Genomic DNA, 16,652 nt, shown 5'->3' with positions numbered 1-16,652 from the left:
TCGCACAGCCGCGCATGGGGGCTGCGGGCGAATGGACTGACGCGGGTTTCGACCCGTCCTTGGACTACCTTTTCGACGGGCAGCCGGTGCCGTTGCCTGCGCCGTGGGCGTTGGTGCCGCAGGCGAAACGGGCGGCACTGGAGGCCGAGCTTTGCGCGGAGGTCTCCGAGGGTCATCCCTTGTTCGGGAACCCCGTGATCGCAATTGCCCGTTGTGAGGGCTGCGACGAGGCGGTATTCAGCGTCGAGGTCGGCCCGGTGCGGTTCGTCATGGTTCACCTGACCTGGCGTGGTTCCCGAGAGCAGCCGCCGTGGCCTCGGACGCGAGATGTAGCCCTGCCACTGTCTCGCTCCTTAACCGTCCACGACACTGATGACGTGCCGCGAATGCCGTGGTCCTAGCCCGACCGTTCAGATCGGGGCCGGTCGGTTGGTAGGTCGATGGTGATTCCGCCGAGGCAGAGGTGGATCATCGCGGTCAGGGAGTCAAGGTTGGTCAGCCCATAGCCGCGGCGTTGGATGAGTCGGATGCGGGCGTTGATGCCTTCCAGCCGTGAGTTGGACAGCCCGAGCCGGACGGCGGCGACGATGCCGTCGAAGTTGCGGCGTATCCGGCGGGCCAGGGCGACCATGCTGGGGATGCGGCTGCGCGCTGCGCGGGTGCACCAGCGGCGCAGGTAGGCGTCGGCAACGTCGGGATGCACGCCTTGGTAGAACTCCCGGAGGTCTTCTTTGAGTTGCCAGGCGCGGAAGACCCGCCACTTGTGGCGGCGCAGGTGGGCCAGGATCTTCGTGTCAAGGGGTTCGTGTTTCTCGGCGGCGACGCGCCAGGGTGTAGCGGGTGCGTTTCCAGGCCCGCTGCGGGGAGATGCCCGGGACAGCCAGAGGTTCGCCGAGTGGGGTCGCCCGGTGGACGCCTTCGAGGGCTTCGTTCGCCCATTTGATGACGTGGAACGGGTCGGAACATATAGTCGCCTGCGGCAGCGCCTCGCGGGTGGCGTCGCGGTAGATGGTGCTCATGTCCATGCTGACCGCGGTGACCTTCGCCCGGCGGTCGGCGCCGAGGGCGTCGTAGAAGCTGTGCAGCGCGGCCTGGGTGCGGCCTTCGGCGACCCAGGCGACCCGGCCGGTGTCGTGGTCACCGACGATGGTCAGGAACTTGCGGCCACGTAGGAGATCTCGTCCACACCGATGCGGTAGAGGTCATCGAGCCGGGCGTCGTTGACATGCGCCGCGACGACCCGGCCCACGATGTTGTCGACCGCCTCCCATGAACAAGCGCAGCAGCCGGGCGACCGCGGTCTTGTCCATCCGCTGCGCCAGCCATGCCACCACGTCCTCGAAGTCGGCGGTGTGCCGGGCACCCGAGCGCGCCCACCCGACCCGTTCAGTGCGGACCCGCCCGCAGCCGCGGCAGTCGACGCGGTGCACGTCAGCTTCCAGGAACACCCGACACGCCCCGAAATCCAGATGCCGCCACCGCCGCCGCGACGTGTCATACCGCGCCCTGGTGATCGTGCCGCACGGGCAGGTCAGCCGCCGGCCGCGGCGACGCAACCCGACGACGATCCCGACATCGGTGAACGACACCGCGTACACCCAGGCGCCGGGCAGTTTCAGGACACGGTTGAATGCAGTTGTGACGCGCACGGGGGTCTCCTCGACGGAACGGGTTGGTCTCAGCAACCCCCGAACCTAGAGGTGGCGAACGTGCGCGTCCTTCACACCCCACCCGGACCACCCGGACCTCCATGCCACCAGCGCATCAGCCCTGAACCTCGGCGAATACCGCCCACACAAGCCGAGGAGTAGCACGCCTGTTCGATTTTTGGCGCCGACTGTCTCCACGGATCACCAGTGGTAGCCCAGGTTCACGGCTAGTGCGGCCACCGCAGTGGAGAAGAACACGGCCCATCCCACGAGCTGGCGGGAACCCACCCGCAGGTGCGCAAAGAGCGCGCCGAGGAAGTGCAGCACGAGGCCAGCGGCGGCGAGTGTCCCCAGCAGTGGCACGGCGAACCCGGCTAGCAGCCCCAAAGAGCCCGCCGCCAGCAACATGCCCAACACCGGTACCCACGACCGTGGCACGCGCTTCATGTCCGCCTGGGCCTTTGGATAGTCGTGGCCGATCAGGTAGGTGACGGCGGCGATGCCGGTGAAGACCGAGGCGAGGATGGTGACCGTGACGTAGGCGGCGAACATGAGACTCCTCTGTGGTTGTTTGCTTCAGTACGAGCTAGCCCGGTGGGATGTGACGTGCTGTGTTGTGACCTGAAGCACAAGCATTGGCATGGCCCCGCTATCGCCTTCTGTTGTGCCGAGAACAGCACATCTGATCATGGCGGGACACAGCGAGCGGCGCACTGATCGACATCTTGCCGAGCGAGTGTCGCGGGCATCGTGCCGATAGTCGTGGACAGGTTCGATTATACTCAGTATGCTACGCAGCATGATATCGAGTGTGGTGACATCATGAGCATCCGGCATGCGCTGCTGGCGCTGCTGGGCGAGGGCCCGAAGTACGGCCTCCAGCTGCGCGAGGAGTTCGAGGCGCGCACCGGCGAGGTGTGGCCCCTCAACGTCGGCCAGGTGTACACGACCCTGCAGCGGCTGGAGCGCGACGGCCTTGTCGAGTCCGACGACGACGCCGAACCTGGACCGCAAAAGGGGTTCCGGATCACCGCCGACGGTGCCGAAGAGCTGGCCGGCTGGCTGCGCACGCCGCCCGATCTCGGGTCGCCGCCGCGCGACGAGCTGGTGATCAAGATCCTGATCGCGGTGCGGCTGCCCGGCGTCGACGTACACGAGGTCATCCAGGCGCACCGGCGTTACCTGGTCGAGCTGATGCAGCAGTGGACGCGGCTCAAGGAGGAAGAGGGCGATCTCGACCTCAGCCTGGCGCTGGTGGTGGACGCCGAGTTGTACCGGCTGGACTCGGTCGTGAAGTGGCTGGACACGGCCGACGGCCGGTTGAAGCGTGCCGCGCTCGAACCCCCGGCCCCGGCGCGGGCTCCGGCGCCGCAGATCCGGCGCAGGTCCGGGGCGCGCCGATGAGCGGAGTGCTAGAACTGCGCGGCGTCTCGAAGACCTACCTGGACGGCACCGACGAGGTGCATGCGCTGCGCGAGGTGGACCTGGCCGTCGAGCCGGGCAAGATGGTCGCGGTCATGGGACCCAGCGGCTCGGGCAAGAGCACGCTGCTCACCATCGCTGGGGCACTGGAGACGGCAACCGCCGGTGAGGTGTTGGTCGCGGGTCAGCGGCTCTCGGCGATGTCGCGTGACGACCGGGCACGGCTGCGGCGGCGTGCCATCGGGTACGTGTTCCAGGACTTCAATCTGCTGCCCGGGCTCACCGCCGCCGAAAATGTGGCGCTGCCGTTGGAGCTCGACGGGCTGTCGGCTGGCAAGGCCCGCGCCGCCGGGCTGCGCGCGCTGGATGCGTTGGGTCTGGCCGACCGAGCGTCCCGGTTCCCGGACCAGCTTTCCGGCGGCGAGCGGCAGCGGGTGGCGATCGCCCGGGCCGTCGTCGGGGACCGCCGGCTGCTGCTGGCCGACGAGCCGACCGGCGCACTCGACTCGGCCAACGGTGAGGCCGTCATGCGGCTGATCCTGGCCGCCTGCAAGGGCGGGGTGGGCGCGGTGGTGGTGACCCACGACGCGCAGCTCGCCTCGTGGGCCGACCGGGTCGTGTTCATTCGCGACGGCCGCGTGGTCGATCGCACGGCCCCTCGCCCGGGGCCGGACTCGCTGCTGGCCGGGGAGGCGGCCCGATGAGCGTCGCCGTGGAGGATCCGCCGTTGGTGCTCGGCACCGGCCACGGCGGGATGCCCGCGCGGCGCGCCGTGGTGCGCTGGGCCTGGCGGCTGTTCCGGCGTGAGTGGCGCCAGCAGTCGATCGTGCTGGCCCTGCTGCTGGTCGCCGTGGCGGCGACCACCGTCGGCCTCGGCATCGGCTCCAACGCCCCGTCGGAGGCATCCGTGTTCGGCACCGCCGACCACCTGGTGACCCTAGCCAGCACCGGCGCGCAGGTCGAGGCAGACATCGCCAAGCTGCGCAGCTCGTTCGGCACCGTCGACGTGATCGAGCACGAGAAGAAGATCCCGGTGCCCGGCTCGGCGAACGGCGTCGACCTGCGCGCCCAGGACCCCAACGGGCCGTACGGCCGTACGATGCTGCGGCTCGACTCCGGCCGGTGGCCGCAGGGCCCGGACGAAATCGCCGTCACCGATCGCGTGGCGACGGTCTTCCGACTGCACGTCGGCGGCGGCACCTGGGACCAGGGCGGCAAGCGGCGGACCGTGGTCGGTCTGGTGGAAAATCCGCTGAACCTGCACGAGGCGTTCGCCCTCGTGGCGCCCGGCCAGGCCACCGCGCCGGATCACGTCGACGTGCTCATCCGGGCGTCCCACGCGGACTTCGTCACGAAGCCGCGGCCGGACGGTGCGGGGGGCCAGGTCCGCTCCAACGAGGCGGACACGTCCAGCGTGCTGGTGCTCGTGCTCGCCACGATCGGGCTGGTGTTCGTCGGCCTGCTGGCGGTGGCCGGATTCACGGTGATGGCCCAGCGGCGGCTCCGCGCGCTCGGCATGCTCGGCGCGATCGGCGCGAGCCACCGGCACGTCCGGCTGGTCCTGCTGGCCAACGGCGTGGTCACCGGCGGGGTCGGTGCGCTCGCGGGCGCGATCGTGGGGGTCGCCGGTTGGATCGCGCTGAGTCCCCAGCTGGAGTCGCTGCTCGGCCATCGCATCGACCGGCTCAACCTGCCCTGGACGCCATTACTGATCGCCGTCCTGCTGGCCACTGTGACCGCTGTCGTGGCCGCCTGGTGGCCGGCCCGCGCCGCCGTCCGCATCCCGGTCGTCGCCGCCCTCTCCGCGCGGCCGGCACCACCCCGCCCGGCGCACCGGTTCGCGGTCCTCGGCATGGTGCTGTTGCTGCTCGGCCTGGCCTCGCTGTTCCTGGCTCGGCAGACGAAGGTGCCCTTCATTCTCGGCGGCGTGCTGGCCACCGCGATCGCGCTGCTGCTGCTCGCCCCGGTCGGCGTCGCCACCATCGGGCGGCTCGCGCGGCACGTTCCCTTGGCGCCACGGCTGGCGATGCGCGACCTGGCGCGCTACCGGGCCCGGTCCGGCGCCGCGCTGGCCGCGATCGCGCTGGCCGTCGGCATCGCCGCTGCGGTCGCCCTGAGCACCGCTGTCACGGCGGCGAAGGCGGCGGCCCCCACCGGTGGTAACCTGCCCGCCGACCAGATCGTCGTCTGGCTGTCGCAGGAATCCATGAACGGCCCGGTGCCGATCCTGTCGTCCACGCAGGCGGACGCCATGGGGAAACAGATCGACACGATCGCCGCTGACCTGCACGCCACCTCGGTGGTGCCGCTGACCGGCGCCGTCGACCCGAACGGGCCGCTCGAACGCGGCGGCCGGCCGCCGGTCGTGCTGGCGAAGCCGCACGCCGCCGGCAACGGAGTCGAGTACAGCAGCAACGATGCCGTGCCGGTGTTCGTCGCAACGCCCGAACTGCTCGCGTACTCCGGCATCGACCCGGCGAGCATCAACGCCGGCACCGACCTGCTCACCCCGCGGGCGAGCATCGCCGGGTACGACCTGATTCCCGTCCGGCTCCGCGAATGGCATCCGGCCCTGCAGCACGTCACGCTGCCCAGCTACAGCTCGCTGCCCAACGTGCTCCTCACCACGGACGGCATGACGCCGCTGCACCTGACCCAGATTCCGGTCGGCTGGCTGGTCAAGGCACCGCATGCGCTGACGCCGGCACAGATCGACAAGGCGCAGCAGACGGCGGTCGCCGCCGGGCTCAACGTCGAGTCCCGCCCAACCGGTGTGGATCAGGCGCGGCTGGCCGACGGCTTCACCGCGGCCGGCATCACGATGGCCCTCGGGGTGCTCGCCATGACCGTCGGGCTGATCCGCAGCGAGACAGCCCGGGATCTGCGCACGCTGACCGCGGCCGGCGCACGGCGGAGGACCCAACGGGCGCTCACCGCCGCGACCGCCGGGGCGCTGGCGCTGTGCGGGGCGATCATCGGCACTGCCTGCGCGTACCTGGCGATGGTGGCCTGGTACCACCGCGAGGTGCACTGGCTGGCCCACCCGCCGGTGCTCAACCTGGCCGCGATCCTGGTCGGTCTGCCGATCGTCGCGTACCTCGGAGGATGGCTGCTGGCCGGACGGGAGGCGCGAGTGATCGCCCGCCAGCCGCTGGACTGACGGGTGGAGATCTGTCCGGTGGCGAGCTGTCCCAGGCGCGGATCGAACGTCCTGCGGTACCGGCACAATTCGTACGACGAGCGGCCGACTGTTCGCGTGCTCACCGTCGAACGCCATGCGCTAGAGAGCGCGATGCAACGCGCACCCGGCGCACACCCTGGTGACCAAATCACGCTACTCGACGCCGATGCCTGGTACATCTACCCTCTCGCGGGAACTCCTTCGTTGACGGTCTCGTTGGCCCAGGCAGCTGGCGGCAGCGTGGTGAGCGTTCGGGTCGACGGCGACATCGACCCCATCCTGGCTGCTCGAGTCGAGACCTTGCTCGATCTGCTGTAGCAACCCCAGTGGTACCGATGGCGGTGCACGCTCATCAGCGAATCGCGCTTCGTGCGCTCGCGTCGTCCTCGTGACGAGGGATGGGCCGCGAAGGGCCACGCAGACGGGTACGGCTTGGGCGTGGCTCCTGGGAGCTGGCACGAGGTGCCCAGCTCCTTGAGGATGTCGCAGGCTTGTTTGGTAGCCCGGTCGAAGGCGCCACGCGGCAGGAACCACGGGGCGTGGCCCAAATTTGCTCGGACGAGCGACCTCGCGCGGACGTCACCCTGTGTTGCCCACCTTCACCCGGCGAATCCTCCACTTATGGACGCCCGGCCGACCGCTCGATCAGCTCCTCGGATGGAGCGGCGCCAGATCCATCCAGCCGGTTCACTGGATAACGGCTCGCGTTCGCAGCCGGCTCGATACTCTCGGCTTCGGGATTCATACGGACATCCGGAGCCACTCGATCGGCGAGATCGCCGGTGACGCGGGCGATCGACGTCCCGGCGCGCAGCCGGCTCTCGCCACGACTGGCGCGGGGGACCTCTCATGCCGATAGGAGCGCCATGCCCGGCAAGTTGCGATCGCCTGTCCTGCACCTCGTCGTCTGCGGCGCCGAGCCCGCCGTCGAGCTCGGACCGTTCATCACGGCCTGCCAGGAGTTGAGGTGGGAGGTCCACCTCATCGCCACCCCGGACGCGGTCGACTCGATCGACCGGGACGGGCTCGCCGACCTCACCCACCATCCGGTACGCGAGGACGAGCAGCCGGAGACGCTCCATCCCCTGCCGCCGGCCGACGCCTTCGCCGTCGTGCCGGCCAGCTTCGACCTGGTGAACAAGTGGGCGTATGGCCTCAACGACAACCTGGGCCTGCGGCTGCTCAACGAGGCGATCGCCGTCGGCCTGCCGGTCGTCGCCGTGCCGGCCCCGGATCCGGTGCTCGCCCAGCACCCCGCCTTCCTGGAGAGCCTGGAGCGGCTGCGGCACTGGGGCGTGACGGTGACCCGGCCCGCCGGGCCGTCCGAGGTCGCCGAGCCGGTCCCGTGGCACACCGCCGTGCAGGTGATTTCCGCCTGGACGCGGTTCGCCCGGGTCCCCGGGCAGCCCACTGGAGAGCGACAGCGCAGCGCCGACGACTTGGCGCGGCAGTCCGGCTAGCGCCTCGTCATGCAGCCTTGAACGGGTAATCCGGGTGGCGGATCTTGGAGTTGATCGCGAATCCGGATTTCGGTTGGGCGCGGTAGTTGCGCCAACGGATGTACGCGCCGATGGCGGTGCCCCGCTCGGCGTGGGTGCGGTGGTCGGTGCCGTTGAGGGCGAAGTATCGGACGGCGGCGAACTCGACTTCGATCCAGTTCAGCCAGGACGCGTAGGTCGTTCGGAACACCAGGTCGACCTGGTTGGCTGTGCACCAGGTGCGCGGACCTCGGGGTGCTTGTGCGGGGAGAAGGTTGCCCAGGATGACGTGCAGCCTCTGGTTGGGCCAGCGGCGGCGCAGGGTCTTGGAGGAGGCTGAGGAATTCGTGCCAGCGTTTGCGGTCGAGGATTCGGTAGTGGAGCCGCCCGGTGGCAGGTCCAGGGCGGCGATCATGTGCCGAACGCCCTGGTCGCGGGTGTAGGTCGCCCGCAGCCGTACCGCTTGGCAGCGCCACGCCACCCCAGCCACTGGCCCGTCGGCCCACCGGCTCGGCCACGCCCCACCATTCGGTGCGGTGGTCCCGCGAGGCCGAACTGCCGCAGCGTCTGAATCCGATGGTCAACTGACGGATGATGGGGGAGCGGGTTGGGAACAACAGGCTGCATTGGACAGCGCTGAAGCGCAGCGAACGGCACCCAACTGCGCTCAACGGGCACCACGCCTACCTGCGGCTCTGCGTTTTAGCAGGTCATAGGCGGTGCAGCGTCCCGATTCGCACGCAGTGCTCAACAGCGCTGAGTGGACTTCAGCGGCGCTCTATCTCGCCTGGTGGGAGAGTCTTAGCGATCAACTGGTCAACCGGAGGAACTTCTCCCAGGAGCCGATGGCGGTCCGGTTGGCGATCAGCGGCAGGGCACCGGCCTGTTCCGCGGTCACGTACCGGTTGTTCGCGTTGGCCAGCAGGCTGACCGTGCCATCGGCGTTGGTGATGATTCGGAATTTCTCCCAGGACCCCACCGCTGTGCGGTTGGCGATCAGCGGCGAGGCACCGGCGTTCTCCGCCGTGACGTACCGGCCGTTGACCCGGGCGCGGAGCGCCACGAACCCGCCCCCCACGTCGATCTGGTCGAACTGCTGCGATGGACCGATCACGGTCCGGTTGGCGATCAAGGCGGAGGTGCCGCCGTTGTCCGCCGTGACGTACCGGAGGTTCACGTTGGCCAGCAGGTTGACAAGGACCGGCGGCGTGACGACGCGGAACCTCTCCCAGGAGCCGATGGCGGTCCGGTTGGCGATCAGCGGCAGGGCACCGGCCTGTTCCGCGGTCACGTACCGGTTGTTCGCGTTGGCCAGCAGGCTGACCGTGCCATCGGCGTTGGTGATGATTCGGAATTTCTCCCAGGACCCCACCGCTGTGCGGTTGGCGATCAGCGGCGAGGCACCGGCGTTCTCCGCCGTGACGTACCGCCCGTTGACCCGGGCGCGGAACGCCACGAACCCGCCCCCCACATCGATCTGGTCGAACTGCTCCCAGGGCCCGATTACTGTCCGGCTGGCGGTCAAGGCTGAGGCGCCGGCGTTCTCCGCGGTCACGTAACGGTTGTTGACGGTCGCCAGCAGGCTGGTCGTGGGACCGCCGAGCAGTCGGGCCAGAGACGCGTAGTCGCCCTTGAGGACGTCCAGATCGGGGGTGGAGAAGTCGGAGCCGGGGATGGGGGTGCCCGCGGCGTGCTGCCAGACGGTAAAGGACGACCAGCCGGCCGGTAGCGGCGGCGGATTCTGTGAATAGTTGGCGATGAACAGCGGGTTCGCCGCGAAGCTCTGGCTGCTGGCCGTACAGGGATTCCACCAGTTCGTGTTGGTGTAGATCATGGCCTGCCGACCGGTGCGTACCGCGATCTCGGTGACGAAGTCCCGGATCCAGGCCACCAGTTGGGCGGGTGTCATGTTGTAGCAGTCGTTCAGGCCCCATTCGGTCCGGGGCCACTCGATGTCCAGCATCGGCGGGAGGCTGCGTCCATCGGAGACGTAGGGGGCGAAGCCGAGCAGGACGTCCGCCTGCTGCTTGCCGCTGCTCAGGTCAGGTCGGGCTCGGTGGTACGCCCCGGTGTACAGGCCGTTGGCCCGGGCACCGGCATAGTTGGTGGCGTAGAAGGGATCAGGATTGTTGTGCGACACCGCTCGGCCGTCCTGCTCGCTGACCCGGATATAGGCGAACTTCGCGCCGCCCCGGGCTACCGCGGCCCAGTCGAGCGACGGTCCCTGGAAGTAGGACACGTCAACGCCGGTGATCGAGTATCCGGTCGGGGTGGGCAGCGCCTGGGCCGGCGATGCAACCCCGGCCAGCCCCACGAACCCCAACGCCGCACTCAGCAGAACAGCCAGTCCTCTGCGTACCATGGCTCGCCTCCAGACACCGTCAAGGCGTCACGCCGCGTCCGTAGAAAGCGTAACCGCGTCTCGGACGCACAGGTATGGGCCACTTGTCCCTAGTTGCCGGTCGTCGGGCCGGGCTGGCGGGTTTCCTGCCGCAGACCAACGACGGTCATGGCTGGCGTGGGACCGCACCGCCGACGGGCGCCAGACATGCCCGCGACAGGTGGAACGAGCGCAACCGCTCGCACTCACCGTCCGGGCACCGAGATGCGTCCCGCGAGCTGAGACTCCGATACCACTGCCAGCGCATTGACCACGGGTTCCTGCTCGGTGACCTCATCGGCGGACCCGAAGGGGCACTCCCTGCTGTACTCGACAGGCCATACGCTGTCGGGCCGGCCGGGTCACACCAACACCGACGAGCGCGACGGACGACCCGACCAGCTGTACTGCCGTTTCTGGCTCGACTCTCAACCCGCGCCAGTGGGTGGGTACTCCCTGCGCAGTCAGGAAGTACCTGGCTCGGGCATCAGGGTTGCCCCTCAGCTCCGCCCGAGCCGCCACCGCCTACGCCGGGTTTCTCTGCCTCGCCCAGGTCGGCGACAGCGGCGCGGATGCGGTCGAACGTCGCGATCCGCTGATCGTCGCCGGGCAGGACGAGGCCGAGGCAGACCAGCTTGAACTCCCGCTCCCCGCGGGGTTCCAGATGAAGACCGGCGCGCCGCACCCCTGCGGAAGGGCTGGCACCCAACCGACGAAGCCGCGCGCGTCCCGGGCGACGGAGACTCTAGTGATCATCTCGACTCCCGTCGTGCCCGGCTGCCGGTGTCGGCCGTCGTCAGCCGTCCCGGAGAGCGTCGTCGATGCTGGTCTCGCGGCGGCCGAGATGGACCGGGTTCCGGCCGGAGAGCAGGTCCAGCGCCGCCTTAACGCAGGCGCCGTACTCGCGGCTGGAGCTGACCCACCACCGCCGGGCGTACCGCCTCGCGGTCTCTTCGCCCACGCCGTTGGCATCGATGCCGAGGTTCCGGCACAGCGCCACGGCCCGGGGCAGGTGGAAGACTGGGTCACCACGGTCGCGCGCTGCACCCCGAAGATCCGCTTTGCCCGCGCGCACGTGTCGTACGTGTCGATGCCGGCGTGGTCCAGTACCACTTTCTGCGCCGGCATGCCGCGGTCGACCAGCCAGCGCAGCATCGCGTCGGGCTCGTTGTAGTCGGCGTTCATGTTGTCGCCGGACACCAGGATCGCCCGTACCTTGCCGCCGTCGAACAGCCGGAGCTTCGCAAAAGAGTGCGGGGAACCCGCCCGCCCGAGGGTTCCCCGCACTCCGACTCGAGGAAGGGTCAAACTCTGGCCTCTTCCCCGACCCTGGCCTGTGAAGCCGAGGTCGCCTTCGGTGCCCGGCCTCCGGGCATCCACCAGTTGGCCTTGCCGCACAGTTCCATCACCGCGGGGACGAGGATCATCCGGACAATGGTGGCGTCGATGAGCACGGCGACGGCCATGCCCAGACCTCCCTGCTTGACCGAGACGTCGGGGCCGAGCAGGGAGGTCGTGAAGACGGCGATCATGATGGCGGCCGCGGCCGTGATGACCTTGGCGGTCCGCGCCAGCCCGCGAGTGACGGCCATCCGGGTGTCGCCGGTACGCTCGTACTCCTCACGGACCCGCGAGATCAGGAAGACCTCATAGTCCATGGACAGGCCGAACAGAACCGGGAAGATCATCATCGGCACCCAGGTCGTGATCGGCATGTCGGTGGGAAAACCGAGGGCCGAGCCCAACCATCCCCACTGCACGATCGCGACGATCACGCCGTAGGCGGCGCCGATCGACAACAGGTTCATCACGGCGGCCTGCAGCGCGATCGTGACCGACCGGACCAGCGCGATCAGCAGCACCAGGGACATCGCGATGACGACCGCGATCATCAGGGGCAGGTGGGAGTTGACCTGGTCGGCGTTGTCGATCGTGCTGGCGTTCGGGCCGCCGATGTAGACTCCTTCGCCGCCGGGTGCCTTGGGCAGCACGTCGTCGCGGAGCTGGTGCACCAGGTCCGCGGTCGCCTCGTCCTGGTATCCGGTCGTGGGGAAGGCCATGAAGGTGGCGGCCTGCCCGTCCTCGCTGATCCGGGGCTGGGTGACGTAGGCGATGCCCTCGGTATTCCTGACCGCTTCGACAACGGGACGCAGATCGGCGTCCTTGGAGTCGACCTCGGTGGCGAAGATCAGGGGTGCCCCGTAGCCGGGACCGAAGCCCTCGGAGAGGATCTTGTATGAGGTGTAGCTGCTCCTGTCATGGGGCTGGACGCTGGCGTCGGGCAGGCTCAGCCGCATCGACAGCGCGGGGGCGGCCAGCACCAGCAGGACCGCGCCGGCCAGAATCGCGGCGACCAGCGGCCTGCGCTGCACCACGCCGGCCCAGCGCTCGGCGAGGGTACGGCGCCGTTGGGACGCGGCACTGACGGGCTCGTACCGGCGGGATGTGCGACGGGGCAGGCGCAGCGAGTTGATCCTGTGGCCGGTGAAGCCCAGGAATGCCGGCAGCAGGGTCACCGCAGCGATCATCGTGACCAGTACGATCACCGACGTGGCGACGGCCACCCCGGTCATCAGCCTCTGTTCCATGACAACCAGGCCCAGCAACGCGATCACGACGGTCGTGCCCGCGAACAGCACCGCGTGACCCGCGGTGGTGATGGCCTTGACCGTCGCGCTCTCGGGCTCGTCGCCATCCTGCAGGCTTTCCTTGTAGCGGGTCACGATGAACAGTGCGTAGTCGATGCCGACGCCGAGCCCGATCATCGCGGCGAGGATCACCGTGAAATCCGGCGCGGGGACCATGTACCCCACCAGCTTCATCAGGGCGATGCCGCCGAGGATCGCCACCAGTGCGGTCACGATCGGCAGGCCCATCGCCACCAGTGAGCCGAAGGCGATGAACAAGATCACCGCTGCCGCCAGGATGCCCACGCTCTCGGCCGGACCCTGCTTGGGTGTCTCGGCCTTTTCTGCCTGACTCCCGCCCAGTCCCAGCGTCACGCCGTCGCCGGAGGCGTCCTTGACCGTGTCCACCAGGGGCTTGACCTCGGTCTTCTCCACATCCTTGTCGGTCAGCGGGATGATCGTACGGGCGATACGACGGTCCTGCGTCACCAGATTTTTGTCCTGATAGGGCGAGGTCACCGGTCCGGTAATGGGTGAGGCGTCGAGATCGGCGATGACCTTTTCGATCTTTTGCCGGGTGGCGGGGTCGTCGATCCCCTTTTCTGCCTTGATCGCGAGAGTCAGCGTGTCCCCTTGCTGCTCGGGGAAGTGTTTCTGGATCAGCGCCTGCGCCTTGGCGGACGAGGAATTTCCGCCGGAGAAGTCGTTGTCGGAGGCGGCGCCGAAGCCGAAGCCGGCGAACGCCACGGCGATCACGCCGACGATCCAGGTCAGGAGGACCAGGCGGCGGCGCCGGTAACAGAACCGGGCTAGTCCCGCCAGAGCTCCATCCGTACGGGGAGTCTCAGTTGTCATCATCGTCTCCTCAAGTCGTTGGGCCTTGCACTCAATCTCCTTGATCCGTTGCCTGTGTTACGAAGCTAGGGATCAAGGAAGCGCGCATCATCCCCGCATCAGTGAACTCGCCGCGCAGCGCCTCGATCTCGAATCGGTAAGCGATGGGCTGAGGGTCGCTCATCGTTCTCCGTCCTTGTCGTTTTCACCGCGGGTCCGCCACGTATCTGTGACGCCAGCATTTCCATTCTCTTGTCATCGGTATTCATTCCGGCACCGAAAATGCGCGTTAGCAGAAGCGCTGTGTCCCGTGGTGCGTTTCTCAGCGGGGCCCGAATCACCGACTCGGCGAGCTCTTCCAGCACCGTGTCGATGACGGCCAGGTCGGCAGGGGAGAGGGACGGGGCTCGACGGGCCAGCCGATGCAGTTCGGCGTCGATGACGGCCCGGGTGTGCCGGTGGACCAGGGCAAGGAGGTTCGACCTGAGATCGCCTGCGCACCCGGCGGGCTGACGAGCGGCGCCGGCTGGATCAGTGGCCATGGTCCGGGCTTCCGCCGTGCGATCCGCCGAATGGCGTCGCGACGCCGTCGTAGTGGAGGCGCAGCATCATGCCCTGATGCGCGTGGGGCAGGTTGTGGCAATGGTTCATCCAGATTCCGGGATTCGTGGCGCGGAATGCGACCTCCCATGTCTCGCCCGGCCGGACGTCGAACGTGTCCACCCACAGCGGACTGCCCGTTGACGGCGTCCCGTCCCTCGACAGGATCAGCACGGGGTGACCGTGCAGGTGCCAGGGATGCGTTTCCAGGCTTCGATTGACGACGGTGAACCGGACGATGTCGCCGTTGGCGACGAGCTGGTCGGGGATGGCGGGGTGGCCTCGGCCGTTGACGGTCTGCGCATACGCCGGCTGGCCGTCGACCATGGCCACCCCGCGGTCGAGGACCATGGTGAAATGCCGGTCGGCATTGCGGGTGTCGAAGGGCACGGCGGCCGGAGCTCCGTACCGCAGCAGGTCGAGCTCCGGCAAGTCGGACGTGTCCTCGACGCGCGCCTCGGGGGCATCGCCATGCGGGCGCAGGCGCAGTCCGCCGTCACGATCGTCGTCGACAACGAGTGCCACGGACCTGTCCGGCATGACGAACACCAGGTCGTATCGCCCGCCTGCGGGCAGGTGCAGTCCGACGTCGCTGACCTCGCCGGGCTGGTTGAGGTCTCGGCCGTCGACGGCCGCAATCCGGAACGGGTTTCCGGCGAGCACGATCCGGTGCGGATCCGAGTCGGTGTTGATCAATCGCAGCCGCACGGGAGTACCGGGTGGTGCGGGGTGTTCGGTTCGGCCGTCGCTGCCCGCGATCACGACGGTGCCGTCGAAGGTGTGCACGGGCAGGGTCAGGTCCACCTGCTCCGCCGCGGAGTGCTCGTCGGCTCGCTGTCCGTCGCGCGGCCGTACGACGAGGGTTCCGTACAGCCCCTTGTGGACGCCGACGTGGGACGCGTGATGGGTGTGGTACCAGTAGGTGCCCACCTGGTCGGCGCGGAACCGGTAGACGAAGTCCTCGCCGGGTCCGACGGCCGTCTGGGTCACACCCGGCACGCCGTCCTCGCCGCACGGTACGTCGTAGCCGTGCCAGTGCAGGGTCACGCCGTCCTCGATGTCGGCGTTGCGCAGCCGCACTTCGATCAGGTCACCCTCGGTCGCGGTGATCTCCGGACCCGGGACCTCGCCGTTGTAGGTCCACGCGTCGATCTCTCGTCCGGACGGGAGCCGTACGGTGGCCTTCTTCGCGGTGAGCACGTGCCGCCGCACCGTGCCACCCGACGCCGGTGAGCCGGAGCCCCGTAGGTCAGCCACCGACACGGCCGCTCGGGACGAGCGTCCGGGGCCGCCTCCCATGGTCACCGATTCGGCGGGGAGGAACGACAGCCCGGTGCCGGCGCCGGCCGCGGTCACCACGACCGCGCCACCGGTCCAGCCGAGGAACCGGCGGCGCGAGATCGCGCGTCGACCCTCCGGCGCCTGCGCGACACCCGCATCAGCGGTGTTCTCGGCGGGAGGCGCGACCACTCGCGCGGTCAGCAGCGCGCCGGCGCACACGAGCGAGATCGTGATGAAGGCCGTGCTCACGGTGAGCGGGTACCCGACCAGGAAGGTCACCACCAGACCGGCCAGCGCCGCGTACGCCGCGGTGAGCACCGAGACCACGCCGCCTGCCGAGCCACCGTCGCCTCGGCCCCGCCTCGCCGCGAGCAGTTGCGGGCCAGCGAGCAGCACGGCAGCGGCCCCGGCGGCCCCCAGCATCGGCAGCCCCAGTAGCACCTTCTCCTGTACGAACCACCAGCCCCGGTCGGCCAGTATCGCCACGGTGACCACTCGGACAAGCGTTACGAGCACCGCCGCGACGAGGACGGCGAGCGCCAGCCGGGTGCGCCGGAGCGCCAGTGTGACGCCGGCCGCGAACCACGTGGCGATGGTCAGCAGCGCGACGCCGTGGTCCAGGATGATCCAGAGTCCGGTGGTCATGGCGCCTGTCGCGCGGTGGTGGCTGGCCTGGCCAGCTGCCTGGCCTGGCGGATGATCCTCCCGGTCACAGCCACGATGGCGAGACCGTTGACCGCGTGCAGACCGAAGACGAGCTCGCCGGCGGTCGTGCTGCCGCCAGTGCCGTCGAGCGCGCCGGCGATCGCCTTGATCACGAACTGGACAACCGCGAGCCCGGCGACCAGGCCGCTCATCCCGATGAGCCGTCCGGGCATCCGGGCTGTCGCGGCGACGACGGTCACCAGGACCGCGATCAGGACGACCCCGGCGCCCAGCATGCGGTGTGCCTGGAAGGACTCATCGTTGGGTGCCGTGTCGAAGGCACCGCTGGCAGCCAGGAAGAACTGCGCGACGACGGCCAGCATCTGCAGGGCCGCCAGGCCGGCGAAAAATCTACGCATGGCGCGCTCCTCGGGGTGGGTGAGGGTGATCATTCATAGCGATGATCGTCGCGCCGGTGCGGCTGCCATCGCCTCTGACAGCGGATGGCAGCGGCTACGCAATCGGGCGTAGCCGGTCCGTGTCTCGCTACGCCTG

The 16,652-nt window shown here is 69.0% G+C and carries 15 protein-coding genes and 2 pseudogenes; 5 read left to right on the top strand and 12 right to left on the bottom strand.

The annotated features are described in order from the left end of the window. Nucleotides 1-397: 397 nt before the first annotated feature. The 4 genes and pseudogenes from OG799_RS15350 to OG799_RS15335 form a co-directional block, all read right to left on the bottom strand. The gene (locus tag OG799_RS15350; RefSeq protein WP_406046296.1) at nt 398-775 is read right to left on the bottom strand and encodes a transposase; all 378 of its coding nucleotides are present in this window, start codon (nt 773-775) and stop codon (nt 398-400) included. A 19-nt stretch (nt 776-794) separates the two neighbouring features. After that, nucleotides 795-1,157: pseudogene (locus tag OG799_RS15345) on the bottom strand (transposase); the annotation flags it as partial. Between the two features lie 45 nt (nt 1,158-1,202). Then, nucleotides 1,203-1,589 carry a helix-turn-helix domain-containing protein gene (locus OG799_RS15340; protein ID WP_406046295.1) on the bottom strand — a complete coding sequence of 129 codons (387 nt, stop codon included), beginning with the start codon at nt 1,587-1,589 and terminating at the stop codon, nt 1,203-1,205. A 261-nt stretch (nt 1,590-1,850) separates the two neighbouring features. Continuing rightward, the gene (locus OG799_RS15335) at nt 1,851-2,201 is read right to left on the bottom strand and encodes a DoxX family protein (RefSeq protein ID WP_406045706.1); all 351 of its coding nucleotides are present in this window, start codon (nt 2,199-2,201) and stop codon (nt 1,851-1,853) included. A gap of 270 nt (nt 2,202-2,471) precedes the next feature. Between OG799_RS15335 and OG799_RS15330 the strand changes: the two genes are divergently transcribed. The 5 genes from OG799_RS15330 to OG799_RS15310 all read left to right on the top strand — a co-directional run bounded on the left by OG799_RS15330 (nt 2,472) and on the right by OG799_RS15310 (nt 7,712). Continuing rightward, nucleotides 2,472-3,053, top strand: coding sequence for a PadR family transcriptional regulator (locus OG799_RS15330; protein ID WP_406045705.1), 582 nt, complete (start codon nt 2,472-2,474; stop codon nt 3,051-3,053). Next, nucleotides 3,050-3,775: an ABC transporter ATP-binding protein gene (locus OG799_RS15325; protein WP_406045704.1), complete on the top strand. Its 726-nt coding sequence runs from the start codon at nt 3,050-3,052 to the stop codon at nt 3,773-3,775. Before OG799_RS15330 ends, OG799_RS15325 begins: the two co-directional genes overlap by 4 nt. Then, complete coding sequence (locus OG799_RS15320) at nt 3,772-6,231, top strand: FtsX-like permease family protein (RefSeq protein ID WP_406045703.1); 2,460 nt, start codon at nt 3,772-3,774, stop codon at nt 6,229-6,231. The genes OG799_RS15325 and OG799_RS15320 overlap by 4 nt, the downstream gene beginning before the upstream one ends. 96 nt (nt 6,232-6,327) lie before the next feature. Continuing rightward, nucleotides 6,328-6,570: a hypothetical protein gene (locus tag OG799_RS15315; RefSeq protein WP_406045702.1), complete on the top strand. Its 243-nt coding sequence runs from the start codon at nt 6,328-6,330 to the stop codon at nt 6,568-6,570. Nucleotides 6,571-7,118: 548 nt separating this feature from the next. Continuing rightward, entirely contained in the window at nt 7,119-7,712 is a 594-nt protein-coding gene (locus OG799_RS15310; RefSeq protein ID WP_406045701.1) for a flavoprotein, read from the top strand. Between the two features lie 7 nt (nt 7,713-7,719). Here the strand turns inward: OG799_RS15310 and OG799_RS15305 are convergent, their stop codons facing one another. The 8 genes and pseudogenes from OG799_RS15305 to OG799_RS15270 form a co-directional block, all read right to left on the bottom strand. Then, entirely contained in the window at nt 7,720-8,145 is a 426-nt protein-coding gene (locus OG799_RS15305) for a hypothetical protein (protein ID WP_406045700.1), read from the bottom strand. 393 nt (nt 8,146-8,538) lie between these two features. Then, on the bottom strand, nt 8,539-10,092 hold the full coding sequence (locus OG799_RS15300) for a GH25 family lysozyme (protein ID WP_406045699.1): 1,554 nt from the start codon (nt 10,090-10,092) through the stop codon (nt 8,539-8,541). An 814-nt stretch (nt 10,093-10,906) separates the two neighbouring features. Further along, on the bottom strand, nt 10,907-11,071 hold the full coding sequence (locus OG799_RS15295; RefSeq protein ID WP_406046537.1) for a hypothetical protein: 165 nt from the start codon (nt 11,069-11,071) through the stop codon (nt 10,907-10,909). Between the two features lie 104 nt (nt 11,072-11,175). Then, nucleotides 11,176-11,295, bottom strand: a pseudogene (locus OG799_RS15290) (hypothetical protein); the annotation flags it as partial. A gap of 119 nt (nt 11,296-11,414) precedes the next feature. Further along, nucleotides 11,415-13,493 (bottom strand): MMPL family transporter, encoded by a 2,079-nt coding sequence (locus OG799_RS15285; RefSeq protein ID WP_406045698.1) that lies wholly within the window; start codon nt 13,491-13,493, stop codon nt 11,415-11,417. Nucleotides 13,494-13,623: 130 nt separating this feature from the next. Further along, entirely contained in the window at nt 13,624-13,755 is a 132-nt protein-coding gene (locus OG799_RS15280; RefSeq protein WP_406045697.1) for a hypothetical protein, read from the bottom strand. Nucleotides 13,756-14,102: 347 nt separating this feature from the next. Beyond that, nucleotides 14,103-16,097, bottom strand: coding sequence for a multicopper oxidase family protein (locus OG799_RS15275; protein ID WP_406045696.1), 1,995 nt, complete (start codon nt 16,095-16,097; stop codon nt 14,103-14,105). Further along, the gene (locus OG799_RS15270; protein WP_406045695.1) at nt 16,094-16,549 is read right to left on the bottom strand and encodes a DUF6220 domain-containing protein; all 456 of its coding nucleotides are present in this window, start codon (nt 16,547-16,549) and stop codon (nt 16,094-16,096) included. Before OG799_RS15270 ends, OG799_RS15275 begins: the two co-directional genes overlap by 4 nt. Nucleotides 16,550-16,652 lie beyond the last annotated feature (103 nt).

It is taken from the genome of Micromonospora sp. NBC_00898 (assembly GCF_045207895.1).
Classification (GTDB): domain Bacteria; phylum Actinomycetota; class Actinomycetes; order Mycobacteriales; family Micromonosporaceae; genus Micromonospora.
The sequence above is the reverse complement of the archived record's forward strand: the minus strand, read 5'-3'. Positions and strand labels throughout refer to the sequence as shown.

Bases quoted from the DNA above. Each gene is read 5' to 3' on its own strand.
- OG799_RS15335 (WP_406045706.1), bottom strand. From the start codon at position 2,201: ATGTTCGCCGCCTACGTCACGGTCACCATCCTCGCCTCGGTCTTCACC.
- OG799_RS15320 (WP_406045703.1), top strand. From the start codon at position 3,772: ATGAGCGTCGCCGTGGAGGATCCGCCGTTGGTGCTCGGCACCGGCCAC.
- OG799_RS15280 (WP_406045697.1), bottom strand. From the start codon at position 13,755: ATGAGCGACCCTCAGCCCATCGCTTACCGATTCGAGATCGAGGCGCTG.
- OG799_RS15270 (WP_406045695.1), bottom strand. From the start codon at position 16,549: ATGATCACCCTCACCCACCCCGAGGAGCGCGCCATGCGTAGATTTTTC.
- OG799_RS15300 (WP_406045699.1), bottom strand. From the start codon at position 10,092: ATGGTACGCAGAGGACTGGCTGTTCTGCTGAGTGCGGCGTTGGGGTTC.
- OG799_RS15325 (WP_406045704.1), top strand. From the start codon at position 3,050: ATGAGCGGAGTGCTAGAACTGCGCGGCGTCTCGAAGACCTACCTGGAC.
- OG799_RS15310 (WP_406045701.1), top strand. From the start codon at position 7,119: ATGCCCGGCAAGTTGCGATCGCCTGTCCTGCACCTCGTCGTCTGCGGC.
- OG799_RS15305 (WP_406045700.1), bottom strand. From the start codon at position 8,145: ATGATCGCCGCCCTGGACCTGCCACCGGGCGGCTCCACTACCGAATCC.
- OG799_RS15275 (WP_406045696.1), bottom strand. From the start codon at position 16,097: ATGACCACCGGACTCTGGATCATCCTGGACCACGGCGTCGCGCTGCTG.
- OG799_RS15330 (WP_406045705.1), top strand. From the start codon at position 2,472: ATGAGCATCCGGCATGCGCTGCTGGCGCTGCTGGGCGAGGGCCCGAAG.